This is a genomic window from Novosphingobium sp. CF614 (genome assembly GCF_900113255.1).
Lineage (GTDB): Bacteria > Pseudomonadota > Alphaproteobacteria > Sphingomonadales > Sphingomonadaceae > Novosphingobium.
Genome location: NZ_FOOR01000008.1, coordinates 117,765 through 134,356, shown reverse-complemented (window position 1 = coordinate 134,356; position 16,592 = coordinate 117,765). Strand labels below are relative to the sequence as shown.

Annotated in this window: 12 protein-coding genes; 4 read left to right on the top strand and 8 right to left on the bottom strand. The window is 67.4% G+C overall.

Annotated elements, in window-relative coordinates:
* Positions 1 to 91 precede the first annotated feature (91 nt).
* On the bottom strand, positions 92 to 1,468 hold the full coding sequence (gene chrA / locus BM052_RS11380; RefSeq protein WP_091146792.1) for a chromate efflux transporter: 1,377 nt from the start codon (positions 1,466 to 1,468) through the stop codon (positions 92 to 94).
* Positions 1,469 to 1,868: 400 nt separating this feature from the next.
* On the opposite strand from chrA, the gene BM052_RS11375 reads away from it, so the two are divergent.
* Positions 1,869 to 3,131, top strand: coding sequence for an N-succinylarginine dihydrolase (locus BM052_RS11375; RefSeq protein WP_091146791.1), 1,263 nt, complete (start codon positions 1,869 to 1,871; stop codon positions 3,129 to 3,131).
* 156 nt (positions 3,132 to 3,287) lie between these two features.
* Here BM052_RS11375 and BM052_RS11370 read toward each other — a convergent pair whose 3' ends face one another.
* The 5 genes from BM052_RS11370 to phhA all read right to left on the bottom strand — a co-directional run bounded on the left by BM052_RS11370 (position 3,288) and on the right by phhA (position 7,568).
* A complete protein-coding gene (locus BM052_RS11370; RefSeq protein ID WP_255406088.1) occupies positions 3,288 to 4,316 on the bottom strand; it encodes a GGDEF domain-containing protein in 1,029 nt (342 codons plus the stop codon).
* Positions 4,317 to 4,388: 72 nt separating this feature from the next.
* Positions 4,389 to 5,030, bottom strand: coding sequence for a maleylacetoacetate isomerase (maiA, locus tag BM052_RS11365; protein WP_091146790.1), 642 nt, complete (start codon positions 5,028 to 5,030; stop codon positions 4,389 to 4,391).
* A gap of 2 nt (positions 5,031 to 5,032) precedes the next feature.
* On the bottom strand, positions 5,033 to 5,602 hold the full coding sequence (locus BM052_RS11360; RefSeq protein WP_091146787.1) for a VOC family protein: 570 nt from the start codon (positions 5,600 to 5,602) through the stop codon (positions 5,033 to 5,035).
* A complete protein-coding gene (gene hppD / locus BM052_RS11355; RefSeq protein WP_091146785.1) occupies positions 5,599 to 6,708 on the bottom strand; it encodes a 4-hydroxyphenylpyruvate dioxygenase in 1,110 nt (369 codons plus the stop codon). Before hppD ends, BM052_RS11360 begins: the two co-directional genes overlap by 4 nt.
* Positions 6,705 to 7,568, bottom strand: a complete 864-nt coding sequence (phhA, locus tag BM052_RS11350) for a phenylalanine 4-monooxygenase (protein ID WP_091146783.1) — start codon at positions 7,566 to 7,568, stop codon at positions 6,705 to 6,707. The genes hppD and phhA overlap by 4 nt, the downstream gene beginning before the upstream one ends.
* A gap of 107 nt (positions 7,569 to 7,675) precedes the next feature.
* Between phhA and BM052_RS11345 the strand changes: the two genes are divergently transcribed.
* A complete protein-coding gene (locus tag BM052_RS11345; protein WP_091146780.1) occupies positions 7,676 to 8,137 on the top strand; it encodes an Lrp/AsnC family transcriptional regulator in 462 nt (153 codons plus the stop codon).
* Between the two features lie 68 nt (positions 8,138 to 8,205).
* On the opposite strand, the gene BM052_RS11340 is transcribed toward BM052_RS11345, so the two are convergent.
* The gene (locus BM052_RS11340) at positions 8,206 to 12,984 is read right to left on the bottom strand and encodes an NAD-glutamate dehydrogenase domain-containing protein (protein WP_091146894.1); all 4,779 of its coding nucleotides are present in this window, start codon (positions 12,982 to 12,984) and stop codon (positions 8,206 to 8,208) included.
* 437 nt (positions 12,985 to 13,421) lie between these two features.
* Between BM052_RS11340 and BM052_RS11335 the strand changes: the two genes are divergently transcribed.
* Together BM052_RS11335 and msrA are read left to right on the top strand one after the other, a co-directional pair.
* Positions 13,422 to 14,492: a LacI family DNA-binding transcriptional regulator gene (locus BM052_RS11335; protein ID WP_091146779.1), complete on the top strand. Its 1,071-nt coding sequence runs from the start codon at positions 13,422 to 13,424 to the stop codon at positions 14,490 to 14,492.
* A 121-nt stretch (positions 14,493 to 14,613) separates the two neighbouring features.
* Positions 14,614 to 15,291, top strand: coding sequence for a peptide-methionine (S)-S-oxide reductase MsrA (gene msrA, locus BM052_RS11330; RefSeq protein ID WP_091146777.1), 678 nt, complete (start codon positions 14,614 to 14,616; stop codon positions 15,289 to 15,291).
* A 77-nt stretch (positions 15,292 to 15,368) separates the two neighbouring features.
* On the opposite strand, the gene BM052_RS11325 is transcribed toward msrA, so the two are convergent.
* Entirely contained in the window at positions 15,369 to 16,574 is a 1,206-nt protein-coding gene (locus tag BM052_RS11325; protein WP_091146775.1) for a BaiN/RdsA family NAD(P)/FAD-dependent oxidoreductase, read from the bottom strand.
* Positions 16,575 to 16,592 lie beyond the last annotated feature (18 nt).

Sequence of the window (16,592 nt, the reverse complement as noted above, 5' to 3'; positions counted from 1 at the left end):
CATTGTCAAGAACTCATACCCCCATCTTCGTCCTTGCGAGGAGCGAAGGGAGAAGATGGGTCTCCCTCCAAGAGACCTGGCATGGTCCCGCTCACCCCGCGAAGAAAGCCGCCGCCTGCGGCAGCAGGACGCGGACGGTCACTGCCGCTGCGCCGCATGCGCAAAGCGTGCCCAGGACACCGATCCGGGTGCGGAACAGCAGCAGGAAAGCCAGGATGCAGAGCGCCAGGGCAAGCGGATCGATGCTTCGCCAGTCCGGCGTCTGAAGCGTGACGAAGCCGTGCTTCACCGCTTCCACCCGCGCGAAGATCACGTGGACGGCGAACCAGATGGCGAGGTTGGCGATCACCCCGACCACCGCCGCCGTCAGCGCCGCCAGTCCGCCTTGCAGCCGGCGGGCATGTTCAAGCCGCTCGATCCAGGGCGCGCAGACGAAGATGCCGAGGAAACTGGGCGCGAACGTCGTCCATGTGGTGACTGCCGCGCCCAGGATGCCCGCGACCATCGGCGAGAACGGCCCCGGCGCGCGATAGGCGGCAAGGAAGCCCACGAACTGGGTCACCATGACCAGCGGCCCGGGCGTCGTTTCCGCCAGTCCCAGTCCGTCCGCCATCTCGCCCGCGCTCAGCCAGTGATGCGTGCGGACGGCCTCCTGCGCCATATAGGCAAGGATGGCATAGGCGCCGCCGAAGGTGACCGCCCCCAGCTTGGAGAAAAAGGCGCCGATCCCGAACAGCATGTGATCGGGGCCCAGCCAGGCCGCGATTCCCGCCAGCGGCAGGCCCCAGATCGCGCCCCAGACCAGCGCCGTCCTGAATGCCTGGCCCAGCAGGGATCGGCCTGATGGGGCGGGCCGGGCCGCCGGTCCCGCCTTCAGCGCCAGCCACCGGGGCGCGAAAGCCGCGACCGCCATGCCGAGGGCGCCGGCGCCCAGCACGACGAGCGGAAACGGCAGGTCGAGGAAGAACAGCCCGACGAACGAGAGGACCGCGAGCAGGCACTTGAAAGAGCTGTCGAGCGCCCGCTTGCCGATCCGCAGCAGGGCCTGCGCCACCAGCGCCAGCACGGCGGCCTTGATCCCCACGAACAGCGCCGTGAACCACCCCAGATGCGCCGCATGGACATAGAGGATCGACAGGCACAGCATGACCAGGGCGCCGGGAAGCACGAACAGGCCGCCGCCGATCAGCCCGCCTTTCGTGCCATGCAGGTGCCAGCCGATATAGGTCGCCAGCTGCTGCGCTTCGGGGCCGGGCAGCAGGTGGCAGAAGTTCAGCGCCTGGAGAAAGCGTTCCTCGCTGATCCAGCCGCGGTCATCGACCAGTTCCTTGTGCATCAGCGCGATCTGCACGGCCGGCCCGCCGAAGCTCAGGAAACCGATACGCCCGAAGACGCGCGTCAATTCGTGCAAGCTCGGTTCGTGCAAGCCTGGTTCATGCAGTATCGGTTCGGTCACACGTTCCCCCATGGCGCAAGGCGCCACCACGATCACGCAACGCTTGGGCGGGGAACGCCTGAACGGGAGGTTGCCCGGTCCCGTTCGGTTTTTGCTGCCACAGCCAGTCCGGGATCGCAAGGCATCTGGTGACCGGGTTCATCCGCGCCGAAACAATTTTCCTACACTTCCCGCGTTCGATACGATCGCGGCGGGATTCGGTATCGTGCAGCGCGCTCCATGGAACCCGGTATCGGCCCGCCGCTCTTTCCCATCGTCAAACTTTTTTCCGAATCGTTCGCGGGCCCTGCCCGTCGTCCCGGGGAGAGCCCGGGACGACGGGCATTCCGGGACCGGAGCGGCGGCCCCCTCCATTCGCGCCCCCCTCCATTCACCGGATGACGCCAGCGGGAAAATCGCGCTAGATCGCTCCATGCTCACTGAAATCAACTTCGACGGAATCGTCGGTCCCAGCCACAACTACGCCGGGCTGAGCCTGGGCAATCTCGCCTCCGCCCGCAACTTCGGCAAAGTCTCTCGCCCGCGCGACGCGGCCTTGCAGGGGCTTTCCAAGATGCGCGCCAATCTCGAGCGCGGGCTGGCGCAGGGGATGTTCCTGCCCCAGCGCCGCCCCGACGAAGGCTGGCTGCACCGGCTCGGCGCCAGCCTGGCGGAGGCGGGCCCGGCCTTGCGCGCCAATGCCTTGTCCGCATCCTCGATGTGGGCGGCCAATGCGGCGACCGTCTCGCCCGCGCCGGACACGGCGGACGGCCGCTGCCACCTTACCGCCGCCAACCTGGTGACGATGCCCCATCGCAGCCATGAGTGGCGCGAAACGCTGTGCCAGCTTCAGCTCGCCTTTGCCGATACGGCGCACTTCGCGGTCCACGCCCCGGTGCCGCCCCCGTTCGGGGACGAGGGCGCGGCCAATCACATGCGGCTTTGCGCGGACCACGCCTCGCCCGGCGTCGAAGTCTTCGTCTACGGCGAGGCGGGCGGCCCTTTCCCCGCGCGCCAGCACCGCGAGGCAAGCGCGGCCGTCGCCCGCATCCACGGCCTCGACCCGGCCCGCACCATGCTTGCCCGGCAGTCTGGGGAAGCCATCGCCGCCGGCGCTTTCCACAACGATGTCGTCGCGGTGGCCAACGAGCGGGTGTTGTTCACGCACGAACAGGCTTTCGCCGACCGCGAAGGCCTTTACGCCGGCTTGCGCGACAGGCTGCCCGAAGTGGAAATCGTGGAAGTGCCGGCCAGCGCCGTCAGCCTGGCCGATGCGATCGCCTCGTATCTGTTCAACGCCCAGCTGGTGACGCTGCCATCGGGCGAGATGGCGCTGGTCCTGCCCGGCGAGGCGCAGGAGACGCCGGCGGTCTGGGCGTGGCTGGAAGCCCACGTCGCCGGCAACGGCCCGATCCGCCACCTCTTCGTCCACGACTTGCGCGAATCCATGGCCAACGGCGGCGGCCCCGCCTGCCTGCGGCTGCGCGTGGTGGCCGATCCCGCCACGGTGGATCCCCGCTTCATCGCCACGCCGGAGAAGCTCGACGGCATCGAGGCGCTGGTGCGGGCGCACTGGCCGGAGCAGATCGCCGTGGAAGACCTCGCCTCGCCGGCGCTCTGGCGCGACTGCATCGCCGCGCGCGCCGCGCTGTGCGCGCGGCTGGACTTGCGGGAACTGGATCGGGACTTCTTCTGATGGGGCCCGATACCGACAAGCGGTGATTGGTACTCTTCTCCCCTTCAGGGAAGGGGCCGGATGGTTCCATTCATCGCGGGCCAAAGCGACGTGCGGTTGATCTGAACCGTACCCGCTCGGGCTGTAGCTTCAGATTTTTCGCATGATGGTCTAGCCCTACGCCGCGATCGGCGATTCCGGCTTGGGAAGCGCCCTGCCCGGCGGGATCGCCCCGGCGGCGGCGGCCCGGTCGGCCTTGCGGACCGCGGATTCGTGCCCGGAGGGAGCGAATATCAAGGTGGAAGGCAGCAGGGCCAGTTTCCCGTCATACTCGAACGCCGTCGAAACGAGCACGCCGGACTGGGATTTCTTGGCCTTGTACATAAGCTCGTCAGCGGCCCTCAATTCCACGTCGATGGATTTCGAACCTTCCGGAAGCAGCAGGACCCCCAGGCTGCACTTGAGGCGGCAGCAGTTTTCCACGACATCGGCGTTCAGCGCCTTGTGCAGTCTCCTGGCGACGGTCGCTCCTGCTTCCTGGTCCTTCAGCTTCATGAAGATGACGAATTCGTCGCCGCCCATGCGGGCAAGGACATCGCCCTTGCGGATGGTGTTCCTCACGGTTTGCGCGAAGATCTTCAGGCACTGGTCGCCCTGGTCGTGCCCTTCCTCGTCGTTCAAGCGCTTGAGGCCGTCCAGATCCGCGTAGATTATCGCCGACCAGCCGCCAAGGCGCTGGTCGCCCCTGACGATCTCGAAAAAGGCCTGGCGGTTCAATGCCCCGGTCAGCAGATCCGTCCGGGCGAAGCGCCACTCCTTCTCGCACGATTTTCGCGCCATCCCGATGAATGCCATGACGACCATGATGCCGGCGATCCTGACGACCAGGTTGGGGACCACCAGTCCGGCGTCCCCCGGGTAGAAGGCGAGATTGCCCGTCACCAGTTTCAGCACGAGCACGAACAGCCCGATCGCCACCGCCGTGCCGGTGCTCCGCGACCACGCGGCCAGCGCCAGCACGCCGAGATAGACCGGCCCGAACCAGATCTCCCTGGGCACGAAATGCTCGATCGTCGCCACCGCGCACAGCAGCGCGACGATGACTGCCAAGGCGATCCGAGGGGGGATGTGAAAGAGAAACGAGTGTTCCAGCGTCAGGGCGACGTGCTTGGCCTGTCTGCGCTCGGTCGGGCGTCTGGAAGTCATGAGACTGCCTAAACCTTGTATAACTAATTCTTAGTTAAGGCGCTCATCTTCTCGCTTCATCGCGGTACGGCATCATACCTCGATCGGGCAATCGGGCTGGTTGTCCGGATGGGCCGCCACGAAGGCGGGATGCGCGAGGCATGCGGCTTCGATCCGCGCGGCGTGGGGCAAGGCCGAGACATCGAATGCGAAGCGCCGCGCGTTGTAGAGCTGGGGGATCAGCACGCATTCGAACAGGCCCGGCGCGCCGAACAGGAAATCGCCGGTGCCCAGGGCGGCAAGCCTGGCCTCGAGCGGAACCAGCGTCCTGGCCAGCCAGTGACGATACCAGGTGTCGATCTCGTCCTGCGAATGGCCCAGCTCGCGCTTGAGGTATTGCAGCACCGGCAGGTTGAGCGGCGCGTGGAGTTCGGTGGCGATCGCCATGGCCAGCTCGCGCGCGGTGAAGCGGTCCTCCGCGCCGCGCGGAAGCAGCGGCCGGTCCGGATAGCGTTCGTCGAGCCATTCCAGGATCGCCATCGACTGGGCATAGACGCGCCCGTCCACTTCCAGCGCCGGCACCCCGGCGAAGGGATTGAGCCTGCGGAATGCCTCTCCCCGCTGTTCGGCTCCGAGGAGGTTGACCGGCACGATCCGGTAATCCAGCCCCTTGAGATTGAGCGCGATGCGGACCCGGTAGCTGGTGGAACTGCGGTAATAGGCGTGGAGACGCACGTTCAGCTTCCTCTTCCGGTCTCGGCAGCGATCTGTTCGTGCAACCAGGCCGCGTGGCGCGGCGCCTTCCTGGTGCGGGACCATTCCTCAAGCATGTCGTCCGCCACGTCATGCAGGCGCCGCATCTGGTCGGGCGTACCGAATTGCCACGCCAGTTCAAGCCGGTGACCGTTGGGATCGAAGAAATAGATCGACTTGAACACGCCGTGATGCGTCGGGCCCACCACCTCCAGGCCGCAGGCCTCGGCGCGGGCCTTGGCCGCCATCAGGCTGTCCTCGCTCTCGACCTTGAAGGCGATGTGCTGCACCCATGCGGGCGTGGCCTCGTCGCGGCCCATCGCGGCCGCGTTGGGTAGCTCGAAGAAAGCCAGCACATTGCCGCCGCCCGCATCCATGAATACATGCATGTAAGGATCGGGTTCGCCGGTGGAAGGCACCGCGTCCTCGGCGATGGCGAGCATGAAGTCCATGCCCAGCACCTCGCGGTAGAACGCGACCGTCTCCTTCGCGTCCCTGCACCGATAGGCGACATGGTGAATGCCGCCGAGCCTGGGGGCTGCCGCTCTCGTCATCCCGGGGTCTCCAGCTTGAGCACGCCGCGACGCACCTGGTCGCGTTCGATCGATTCGAACAGGGCCTTGAAGTTCCCCTCGCCGAAACCTTCGTCACCCTGGCGTTCGATGAATTCGAAGAAGACCGGGCCGACCTGCGGCTCGGCGAAGATCTGCAGCAGCAGGCGCGGGCGGGCGTCTTCGGTGGTGCCGTCGAGCAGGATGCCGCGCGCCTTCAGTTCGCCCACCGGCTGGCCGTGGCCCGGCAGGCGGGTGTCGAGCATCTCGTAGTACGTCGCGGGCGGCGCGGCCATGAACGGCACGCCCAGCGCCTTGAGGCGATCCCAGGTCTTCACGAGACTGTCGCAGCCCAGCGCGATGTGCTGGATGCCCTCGCCATTGAAGCGGCGCAGGAATTCCTCGATCTGCCCCTTTCCGCCCCCGTTTCCGTCGGCGCCTTCCTCGTTGAGGGGAATGCGGATCTTGCCGTCGGGCGCGGTCAGCGCCTTCGATGTGAGGCCGGTATATTCGCCCTTGATGTCGAAGTAGCGGATTTCGCGAAAGTTGAAGAGCTTCCCGTAGTAGTCCGCCCAGTAGGCCATGCGGCCGCCATAGACATTGTGCGTGAGGTGGTCGATCAGCTCAAGCCCGGCGCCGGCCGGATGCCTGTCCACGCCGGGCAGGTACTCGAAATCGATGTCGTAGATGGTGAGGGCACCGTCGCCGCTTCGCTCATAGCGATCGATCAGGTAGATGATCGAATTGCCGATGCCGCGGATACCCGGCAGGTGCAGTTCCATCGGGCCCGTGGCGACCTGCACCGGCTCGGCCGAGCGCGCCAGCAGTTCGGCGTAGGCCAGCCGCGCGTCCCGCACGCGAAAGCCCATGCCGCAGGCGCTGGGGCCATGCTCGCGGCTGAAGAACCAGGCCGGGCTGTGCGGCTGGTAATTGGTGATGAAGTTGATCTGCCCCTGCCGCCACAGCTCCACGTCCTTCGAGCGGTGCCGCGCGATCCTGGTGAACCCCATGCCCTGGAACACCGGCTCGAGCACGCCCTTGTCGGGAGCGGAGAACTCGACGAATTCGAAACCGTCGAGACCGATGGGATTGTCGAACAGGTCGGTCATGTCCTGGCTCCGGGAAAAGGGATGAGGGTTTCTCCGGGCAGGCACTGGCCGGCCGGCAGCGCGGGCGCCGCGCGCCATTGTTCGTAGATGGGCCCGAAATCGCGGCCGACCAGCTCGCCGATCAGCTGGGGCAGGCTTTCGAGCACGAAATAGATCTGCTGGAAACGATCGATCATGTAGCCGGTGCGCATGATGCGCACCGGTTCGAAGGGCAGGCGCGGCACCTGCCCGTCACCGATCGAATGCAGCGTCTCGCTGGCCGAGGACATGATCCCGGCGCCGAAGACCTTGAGGACATCGTCCTCGCGCACCAGGCCGAACTCGATGGTGTACCAGTACAGGCGCGCCAGCATCTCCAGCGCGCCCATCGCCATCGCCCGCGCGCCGGCCTTTCCGTAAAGCTCCAGGAAATCGGCGATGGCCGGGTCCAGCAGCATCGGCACATGGCCGAAGAAATCATGGAACACGTCGGGCTCGACCAGGTAGTCGAGCTCGTGCTCCTCGCGAATCCAGCGGGTTACCGGGAAGCGGCGATGGGCAAGGTGATCGAAGAACACGTCATCGGGGATGAAGCCGGGCACCGCGACCAGCCGCCAGCCGGTGGCCGGGCGCAGGATCGCGTTCGCGTCCTCGAAACGCGGGATGCCGCCGGCGCAATCGAGCCGGGCCAGCCCATCCCGGAACGAACGGCAGGCATGACGCTCGACCAGCGCCGACTGGCGGGCGTGGAGCCGCCGCCAGCGCTCGTGCATCTCCGGGGTATAGGCGTGCCAGTCCTGCCCGACGCTATAGTCGGCGGCGGCGCCTTCGTACTCTCCGCGAAGGCCGCTGGTGCTGGTTTGCGTGCACGGCACTTTCATGGTTCGCACAATACCACGGCGCGCGGTTCATTTCCGTGCGATTGTAACAGAAAATGCGTATGCTATTAGCGGAATCCACCAATAATAAGGGAAGAGGGAGACGATCCGTGCAGCTTGACGAATTCGACCGCAAGATCATCCAGTCCCTGCAGGAAGACGCGCGCATGCCCGTCGCGCAAGTGGCGGAACGCGCCGCGCTCTCGGCCACGCCGGTCAGCCGCCGGATCAAGCGGCTGGAGGACGAAGGCGTCATCCTCGGCTACCAGCCGGTGCTGGATCCGCGCAGGCTCGGGTTCGAACTCGATGCCTACGTGCTCATCAACCTTGACGGGCACAGCGACGAGAACATCTCCCGCTTCGAACAGGCGATCCAGGACAACCGCTATGTCATCGCCTGCCACGCCGTGACCGGAGACATGGACTACCTCGTCCACGTGATCGCCCGCGACGTCGAACATCTTTCGCAGATCACGCTCAAGTCGCTGGTGCGCATCCCCGGCGTGCGCGACGTCAAGTCGATCATCGTGCTGGAGACGATCAAGGAAGCGCGGGCACTGCCGCTGGCGTGAAATCCGAAGCCCGGCCCGGGTTCTCTTCCCTGCGGGGGGCGAGGGTTCGGCAGGTTGCGATCACACCGCTACCGCCCCAGCAGGTTCCGTGCCTGGCTGGCGATCTGGGCGAGCATCGCCGGCGTGATCGCCACCGCATGCTCGGCCCGGCGCACCATGGCGCGGAAGGCCTGGATCGAGGCCATGTGGCTGCGTCCCCAGTCCTCGGCGGCGGCGAGCGGATCCTTCCGGCCCAGCCTGGTGTGGGCCAGGCCCTTGAGGAAATCCAGCCGCATCTGCTGGAAATCGCGCGCCAGGCCCGCCACCAGCAACCGCTCCCAGGGATCGGACGGACTCATGATCGCGGCGCTCGCCTGCGCCCAGTCGAGGCCGAGCCCGGCGCCGATCCGGGTGAAGGCGGCCACCAGTTGCCGCGGGCCGATCCCGGTATCGCCCGCGAGCTGGGCGATGCCGACCGCGCCGTCGAGGTCGAACAAGTTCCCCACGTCCGCCGCTACCGCCTCCGGCGCGCCCAGTTCGAGCAGGCCGGCGCGCAGCTTGAGCGAATGCGCCAGCGTCCTCTCGCCAAGCAGTTCCACGGTATCGGTCGAAAGCGCCGCGATCCCGTCATGCAGGCGCGCGGCCAGTTGGGAGGGGGCGACCTGACCGGCACCGGCGCGCAGCAGGTCCGCCATGTGGCCGCGCACCGCGATCGCGACCCGATCGAACAGCGTCACGCGCGCGGCTTCCGGCATCGGCGCCGTTTCCAGCCGGTCCCACAGCGCGTCCAGCGAGAACAGCCGCTCGGCCAGCGAGAAGGCGGCGGCGACTTGCGCAAGGCTGGCGCCCTCCTCTTCCGCCAGTTCGAAAGGATGGACGATCCCCAGCCGGTTCACCATCCGGTTGGCAAGCTTCGTCGCGATGATCTCGCGGGCCAGGCGATGGCCCTTGATGAAGCGCGGGAACTTCTCCTGCATCGCCCGCGGGAAGGCGGAAAGCAGCATTTCGGCAAGGCCCGGATCGGACGGAAGCTCGCTCTTCTCGATCGCGTCCTGCAACAGCAGCTTGCCGCTCGAGAGCAGCACCGCCAGCTCCGGCCGGGTCAGCCCGCGACCGTCCTGCGCGCGGCGGGCGAGCGCCTCGTTGTCGGCAAGGCCCTCGGTGCGGCGGTCGAGATGCCCGCCTTCCTCCATCATCTCGATCAGGCGCACCAGCGAAGGCATGGCCTCCGCCCCGCCGCGCTCGGCGATCGACAGCGCGAGGGCCTGGAGCCGGTTGTCCTCCAGCACCAGCGCGGAAACCTCGTCCGTCATAGCGCGCAGCAGTTCGACGCGCTTCTTCTCCGAAAGCTTGCCGGCGCGGCGCGCGGCGGCAAGCGCGATCTTGATGTTGACCTCGTTGTCCGAGCAATCCACGCCCGCCGAGTTGTCGATGAAGTCGGCGTTGATGCGTCCGCCCAGTCCGTCGCGGCCCTTGAGCGCGAACTCGATGCGTCCGGCCTGCGTCACGCCCAGGTTCGCGCCTTCGCCGATCACCTTGGCGCGCAGTTCGTTGGCACTGACGCGCAGCGCATCGTTGGTGGGATCACCGACCGTGGCGTTGTTCTCGCTCGACGCCTTCACGTAAGTGCCGATGCCGCCGAACCAGAGCAGGTCGACCGGAGCCCACAGAATCGCCGAGATCAGCGAATCCGGATCGATCTCCGCCGCTTCGATGCCCAGCGCCTCGCGGATCTCGGGTGTCAGCGGGATCGACTTCAGCGTGCGCGGGAAGACCCCGCCGCCCTTGGAGATCAGCCCCTTGTCGTAATCGTCCCAGCTCGAATGCGACAGTTCGAACAAGCGCTTCCGTTCCGCCCAGCTCCGCGCCGGATCCGGGTCCGGATCGATGAAGATATGGCGATGATCGAAGGCGGCCACGAGCTTGAGCGCCTGCGAAAGCAGCATGCCGTTGCCAAACACATCGCCCGACATGTCCCCGCAGCCGACCACGCGCACCGGCTCGGTCTGGATATCCACGCCCAGTTCCAGGAAGTGGCGCCGCACCGAAAGCCAGGCCCCGCGCGCGGTGATGCCCATGGCCTTGTGATCGTATCCGTTCGAGCCGCCGCTGGCGAAGGCATCGTCGAGCCAGAAATCGCGGCTTGCGGCGATCGCGTTGGCGACATCCGAGAACTTCGCCGTGCCCTTGTCGGCGGCGACCACGAAGTACGGGTCGTCACCATCGAGCACGACGATGCCGGCCGGATGCACCACCTTGTCACCGACGATGTTGTCGGTGATCGAAAGCAGCGTGTCGACGAAGACCTGGTAGGCGGCCTGGCCCTCTGCCGCCCAGCCGGCGCGGTCGTGCGCCGGATCGGGAAGCTGCTTCGGATAGAACCCGCCCTTGGCCCCGGTCGGCACGATCACCGCGTTCTTGACGCGCTGCGCCTTCATCAGGCCCAGGATCTCGGTGCGGAAGTCGTCGCGCCGGTCCGACCAGCGCAAGCCGCCGCGCGCGATGGGCCCGGCGCGCAAGTGAATGCCCTCTACCCGGCGTGAATAGACGAAGATCTCGCGCCATGGCACCGGCTTCGGCAGGCCCGGCACTTGCGCGGAATCGAACTTGAAGGCGAGCGCGACCTGGCCTGCCCCGGCGAAGGCGTTGGTGCGCAAGATGGCGCCGACAAGGTCGCGATAGGCGCGCAGCAAGCGATCGTCGTTGATCGCGCCCACCCCGGCAAGGCCGGTGCGGATCGCTTCCTCGGCCCGCCCGCGCGCGCTGGCGCGATCGGCGGAGAAGCCGGGATCGTGGATGGCGCGGAACAGATCGATCAGGCCCAGCGTCACCGTCGGCGCGCCCTGCAAGGCATCGACCACCGTGGGGATGCCATAATGCATGCCGGCCTGGCGCAAGTAGCGATACCAGGCCCGCAACCAGTTCGCCTCGCGCTTGGACAGGCCAAGGCCCGGCACCAGGCGGTTGAACGCATCGTTCTCGCTCGACCCGTTGAGCACGCCGCACAGGGCATCCTCGATCATCGGGGCAAGGCGCAGCACGTCACCGGCGCGGCGCCCGACCGGCAGGGCCAGGGTGAAATCGTGGATCGTCCCGATCCGCCCCTGCTCAAGCGGCGTGGGAACTTCCGCAAGCACCCGGAAGCCGAAGTTCTCCAGCGCCGGAACCGCGTCGGACAGCGGCAGGCTGCCGTGGGCCTCGTATATCTTGAGCCGCAGGCTTCCTGGCGCGTCGCTTTCGTGGGCATAGATCCGGGCGTCGCGATGGCCTTGCAGCCGTTCCCCGTCGGCGGCCTCGCCAACCACGATCTTGCGCATGTGGCCGATGTCGATCGCCGCTTCCATGGGGCCGTAGTCGCTGCGGTAGGCCAATGGAAAGGCGTCGGCATAGCGGCCGGCGACCGCCGCCGCCCGCGCCGGCTCGAGCGTCTGGGCCAGCGCCGCCTCGACCGCTTCCGGCCAGCCGCGCAGCATCACCTGCAGGCGGCGGTCGAGTTCCTCCTCGTCGGGCTCGTGCACGCCGTCGCGGATATCGACGGTGAAGCGCAGCATCGCCAGGTTGCCCGCCTCGACGCTGAGGCTCCAGTCGAGCGAGGGCGCCTGCGCGGCCTCCTCGATCATCGCCTGGATGCGCTTGCGCATCTCGGTGGCGACCAGGTCGCGCGGCAGCCAGACGAAGGCGAAGAGGTGGCGCATCAGCGGCGCGCGGGTGATGAGCAGGCGGGGTCGCGGCCGATCGACCAGCCCGGTCATGGTCGTCGCCAATCGCTCCACGTCCTGGGCGCCAAGGCCGAGCACGAGATCATGCGGCAGGCTGGTGAGCGCATGGGCCAGCGCCTTGCCGGTATGCCCGGCCGGATCGAGCCCCAGCTTGCTGGCCAAACCCGCCAGCAGCCAGCGCAGTCTCGGCACCCGGTCCGGCGGCGCGGCCAGCGCGGCGCTCGTCCAGATCCCGGCATGCACCGAAAGCGCGGTGACGGCGCCCTTCTCGATGACCGGAATGAGGAACAGGTCCAGCGGCACGCGGCGGTGGACAGTGGCCATCTGGTTGGCCTTTATCACCATCGGCGCACGCACCTCGCCATCGGCCAGTTCGGCATCGAACACCGCGAAGGCGCGGTCATAGCTGGCGTCGGACAGCAATTCCCCCGCACCGCGCCGGCAGACCCCAAGCCGCTGCGACTTGCTGCCGTCGCGCTTGCGGGTCACGTGGCCGAGCTGGGTGAGCATGCCGCCCGCGAACCAGCGCAGCAGTTCGGCGCCCTCCCGATCGGCCACGGTCTCGGCATCGGCGCGCAGCGCCTCCACCATGCGCGGCCAATCGGCCACGGCGCCGCGCACGTCGGCCAGCGTCGCCTCCAGCGAGCGCACCAGTTCGCGGCGCTGGCGCGCATCGACGCGGGCGGTTTCGATGTAGATCATCGATTCGCGGCTGCTGCCGGGCACGCCGGATTCGGGAATCGCGACAAGCTTGCCCTCGGCATCGCGCTCGACCGAGAGCACGGGATGAGCGAGCCGATCGATCACCAGCCCTGCCTCGGCGACGGCCGCGGCAATCGAATCGACCAGAAACGGCATGTCGTCATTGATAAGCGCGATGCGCAGCAGGCGGCGCCCTTCGCTGGCCGAGGCCAGCTCGATCGCCGGCTCGCCCGGTTTGCGCGACTGCGCGGCCGCGAGCAGGAAACGGGCCGATTCCTCGATCCATGCCCCGTCGGCCGGGCCGTCGCCCGGCAGCAGCGAATCGCGGACGCGTTCCGCGATGGCGCCTTGCAGCGATGCATGCAGCGCGGCCTCCGGCTGCGCGCCGTTGCGCTTCTTGCGGGAAGCCCTGGTTTTCAGGGGGGCGGTCAATTCACCTGCGCTCATTGCTTTCTCCGCAATCCTCAAGCTCCAACCGGCGGCGCTTCTGCGGCGCAGTTCCGGCCGGACCACGATATAGGGCCGATCGAACGATACGGCATCCATGGCACCAAAGGTATTTCCCTAGGCCACAAACAGGAAATGGCAACGATACGAGGCCGGCGCTTGCGACCCGAAGCGCTCGGCACGATGCCTCCAGCTTTCGCAGCCCTGTAACATAATTTTCCGTCTCCGCAATATTAGCATAACCACCAGCAATGCCGGCCGCTGCAAATACATGATCCGCCAGCCGTTCGGCGGGTTGGAACGAAGCCGCGGGGCGCGCTTGCAGTGGATAGGCTCGCAGCCCCTCTTGGCGATGCATGCTGCGATGCCGAACAATTCGGCAACTAACAATACAAGTAACTTCCGCCCAGCGTTTCAATATGTTAAGAGCATCGCCGATGGTGACAGGGACGGCGGGCGACACTCAGGAAAACCACGTTCCGGATAGTTCCGGAGCGGATGTGGAGGTGCGCACGCTGGCGGACCTGGCACGCCTGGCCGGCGTTTCGGCGGGCACCGTCTCGCGCGCGCTTGCCGGCAAGGCGCTGGTGAACACCGAGACGCGCGAACGAATCCAGGCCCTTGCCCGGCGGCACGGCTTTCGCCCCAACCAGATGGCAAGCAAGCTGCGTTCGCGGCGGACCGGTGTCATCGGCGTGGTCGTTCCGCTGGCCCAGGAAGAGCGCCAGCAGATTTCCGATCCGTTCTTTCTCACGCTGCTCGGCTGCCTGGCCGACGAGCTGGCCGAAAGCGGGTATGACGTCATGCTCAGCCGCGCGATCCCGGACGGGACCAGCGACTGGCTGGAACGCATGACAAGTTCCGGCATGGTCGATGGCGTCCTGCTGATCGGCCAGTCCGACCAGTTCGGCGTGGTCGAGGCGGTTTCCGCCGGCTATCGGCCGATTGTCGCCTGGGGCACCTTCCGGGAAGGTCAGAACCACTGCGCCGTGGGGACCAACAACATCGCCGGCGGACGCGTCGCGGCAGGGCACCTGATCGCCTCGGGAGCCCGCAAGCTGGCTTTCCTGGGCGATACCACCGGCATCGAGATCGACGAGCGCCACATGGGCGCGGCCGCCGCCGCCGCGGAAGCCGGCATTCCCCTGATCCATGTCCCCATCGATCTCGCCAGCGATCGAATGGGCCCGCAGATCAAGGCGGCCATGGCCGAATGCGATCACGATATCGACGGCATCGTCGCCGCTTCGGACCTGATCGCGATAAACGTGCTCTACCGCCTCCACGAGCACGGGCGCCGCGTGCCGGAGGATGTCCAGGTGGTCGGCTTCGGCGACCTTCCGCTGGCGGCGCTGACGATCCCGCCCCTCACCACCGTCCGCCAGGAAATCGCCATCGGCGCCAAGGCCATGATCGAAAGGCTCAAGGCGCGGATCGAAGGCGAGCCGGCCGAAAGCCTGGTGATGCCCCCGCAACTCATCGTGCGGGGAACCACCCGGCCCCGCTGAGCCCGCACCCGCGCGCAGGGCCCGCGCGGGAGGCGATCCTGATGACTCTCCGGGCTCGAAGGTGTAACCTTCCCGCGGTCCTGGCCGAAAACCGCAGGCAAGAAAAGCCGGAGAGCCTGCCATGATGATCCGCCCGATTGCCCTCCTTGCCCTCGGCGCGGCGTGCGCCGTCGCGCTCGTCGTTGGCGGCGGCGCACTGTCCGCCGGCAAGCCTGCGGTTCCCGCGCGTTTCCCCGGCCCGCCGGCGGAACAGGCGGCGGCCACCGGGGATCAGGTGGCGGTGCTGGCGGGCGGCTGCTTCTGGGGCATGGAAGGCCTGTTCGAGCACGTGAAAGGCGTGAAGTCCGTCACCTCGGGCTATGCCGGAGGAACGAAGGCCTCCGCCAGCTACGCCAAGGTCTCCACCGAAACAACCGGTCATGCCGAGGCGGTGCGGATCGTCTATGATCCGGCAAAGGTCAGCTACGGCACGCTGCTGGAAATCTACTTCGCGGTCGCGCACGATCCGACCCAGGTAGACAGGCAGTTCCCGGATACCGGCCCCAGCTATCGCTCGGCGATCTTTCCGCAGAACGCCGCCCAGCGCGCGGCGGCGGCGGCCTACATCGCGCGGCTGGACAAGGCCAGGGTCTTCGCCGGACCGATCGCCACCAGGCTGGAAAGCGGCGGCTTCTATCCGGCCGAGAGCTATCATCAGGACTACATGCGCCGGAACCCGCAGGCTTCCTACATCCAGCGCTACGACATGCCCAAGCTGGCGGCGTTCAGGAAGGCCTATCCGGGGTTGTACCGGGACTGATACCAGGTCTCATCGCGCGGAACCCTTGCTTACCTTTCCTTCGTCGCCCGCGAGGCGCTGAAGGGAGAAGACGAGTCTCAGTCCTGGAGACTCGGTTTGAACGGGATCGCCAGCCCGGCCGCGCGGGCGCTCGCCCAGGCCCATTGGAAGTTGTAGCCGCCCAGCCAGCCGGTGACGTCCACCGCCTCGCCGATCAGGTAGAGGCCCGGCACGTTGCGCGCTTCCATGGTCTTGGAGGAAAGCCCGCCGGTATCGATGCCCCCGGCGGTGACTTCGGCCTTGGCGAAACCCTCTGAGCCGTCGGGCACGAACGGCCAGCGCGCCAGCTTCTGCTCCACCTTCTCCAGCGCCTTGTCAGCCAAGTTGCCGAGGTCCCCCGAAAGGCCCAGCCGCTCGCACAGGGCTTCGGCAAGGCGATCGGGCAGGCCTTCGGCAAGGACCTTGCGCAAGGTACTGCGCGGCCTTTCCCGCTTCGCGCCCCGGAGCCACCCTTCCTCGCGACCGGGCAGAAACTGCGTCGTCACGGTCTGCCCGCGCCGCCAGTAGCTGGAGGCCTGCAGGATCGCCGGGCCGGACAGGCCGCGATGGGTGAACAGCGCCGCCTCGCGGAAAGCGGCCCCGCCGCATCGCGCGATCACTTCGGTGGAGACGCCGGCGAGCTCCCGAAACAGGGCCTCCTCGCCGGGCAGGGTCAGGGGCACCAATGCCGGGCGCGGCTGCACCACCTTGAGACCGAACTGGCGGGCAAGGTCATAGGCAAAGCCGGTCGCGCCCATCTTCGGGATCGAGGGGCCACCCGTGGCGACGACGAGGGCGGGCGTCCGCACCATGCGCTCGCCGAACGCGACGCGGTAGCGTCCGTCGGCATGCTCCACCGCGCGGACCGCCTCGCCACAATGCAGTTCAACGCCGCCCTTCGCGCACTCTTCCAGCAGCATCGCCACGATCTGCCTGGCGCTGTCGTTGCAGAACAGCTGGCCCAGCGTCTTCTCGTGCCAGGCGATGCCGTGGCTTTCCACCAGCGCGAGGAAATCGGTGGGCGTGTACCGGCTGAGCGCCGATTTGGCGAAGTGCGGGTTCGCCGAAAGATACCGATCGGGCGCCGTGTGCACGTTGGTGAAATTGCAGCGCCCGCCGCCCGAGATCAGGATCTTCTTGCCGGGTTCGCCGGCATGATCGAGCAGCAGCACCCGCCCGCCTCGCTGTCCGACGGTCGCCGCGCAAAACAGGCCGGCCGCGCCCGCGCCCAGGATCACGGCGTCGTATTCGGCGGGCGGCGTCATGCGCGCCGTCCCGATCCC

Coding starts and splice junctions, on each gene's coding strand:
- BM052_RS11340 (WP_091146894.1), bottom strand. CDS start 12,984: ATGAGCGCAGGTGAATTGACCGCCCCCCTGAAAACCAGGGCTTCCCGC.
- chrA (WP_091146792.1), bottom strand. CDS start 1,468: ATGGGGGAACGTGTGACCGAACCGATACTGCATGAACCAGGCTTGCAC.
- BM052_RS11325 (WP_091146775.1), bottom strand. CDS start 16,574: ATGACGCCGCCCGCCGAATACGACGCCGTGATCCTGGGCGCGGGCGCG.
- hppD (WP_091146785.1), bottom strand. CDS start 6,708: ATGACCGACCTGTTCGACAATCCCATCGGTCTCGACGGTTTCGAATTC.
- BM052_RS11370 (WP_255406088.1), bottom strand. CDS start 4,316: ATGACTTCCAGACGCCCGACCGAGCGCAGACAGGCCAAGCACGTCGCC.
- msrA (WP_091146777.1), top strand. CDS start 14,614: ATGATGATCCGCCCGATTGCCCTCCTTGCCCTCGGCGCGGCGTGCGCC.
- BM052_RS11375 (WP_091146791.1), top strand. CDS start 1,869: ATGCTCACTGAAATCAACTTCGACGGAATCGTCGGTCCCAGCCACAAC.
- phhA (WP_091146783.1), bottom strand. CDS start 7,568: ATGAAAGTGCCGTGCACGCAAACCAGCACCAGCGGCCTTCGCGGAGAG.
- BM052_RS11335 (WP_091146779.1), top strand. CDS start 13,422: ATGGTGACAGGGACGGCGGGCGACACTCAGGAAAACCACGTTCCGGAT.
- BM052_RS11360 (WP_091146787.1), bottom strand. CDS start 5,602: ATGACGAGAGCGGCAGCCCCCAGGCTCGGCGGCATTCACCATGTCGCC.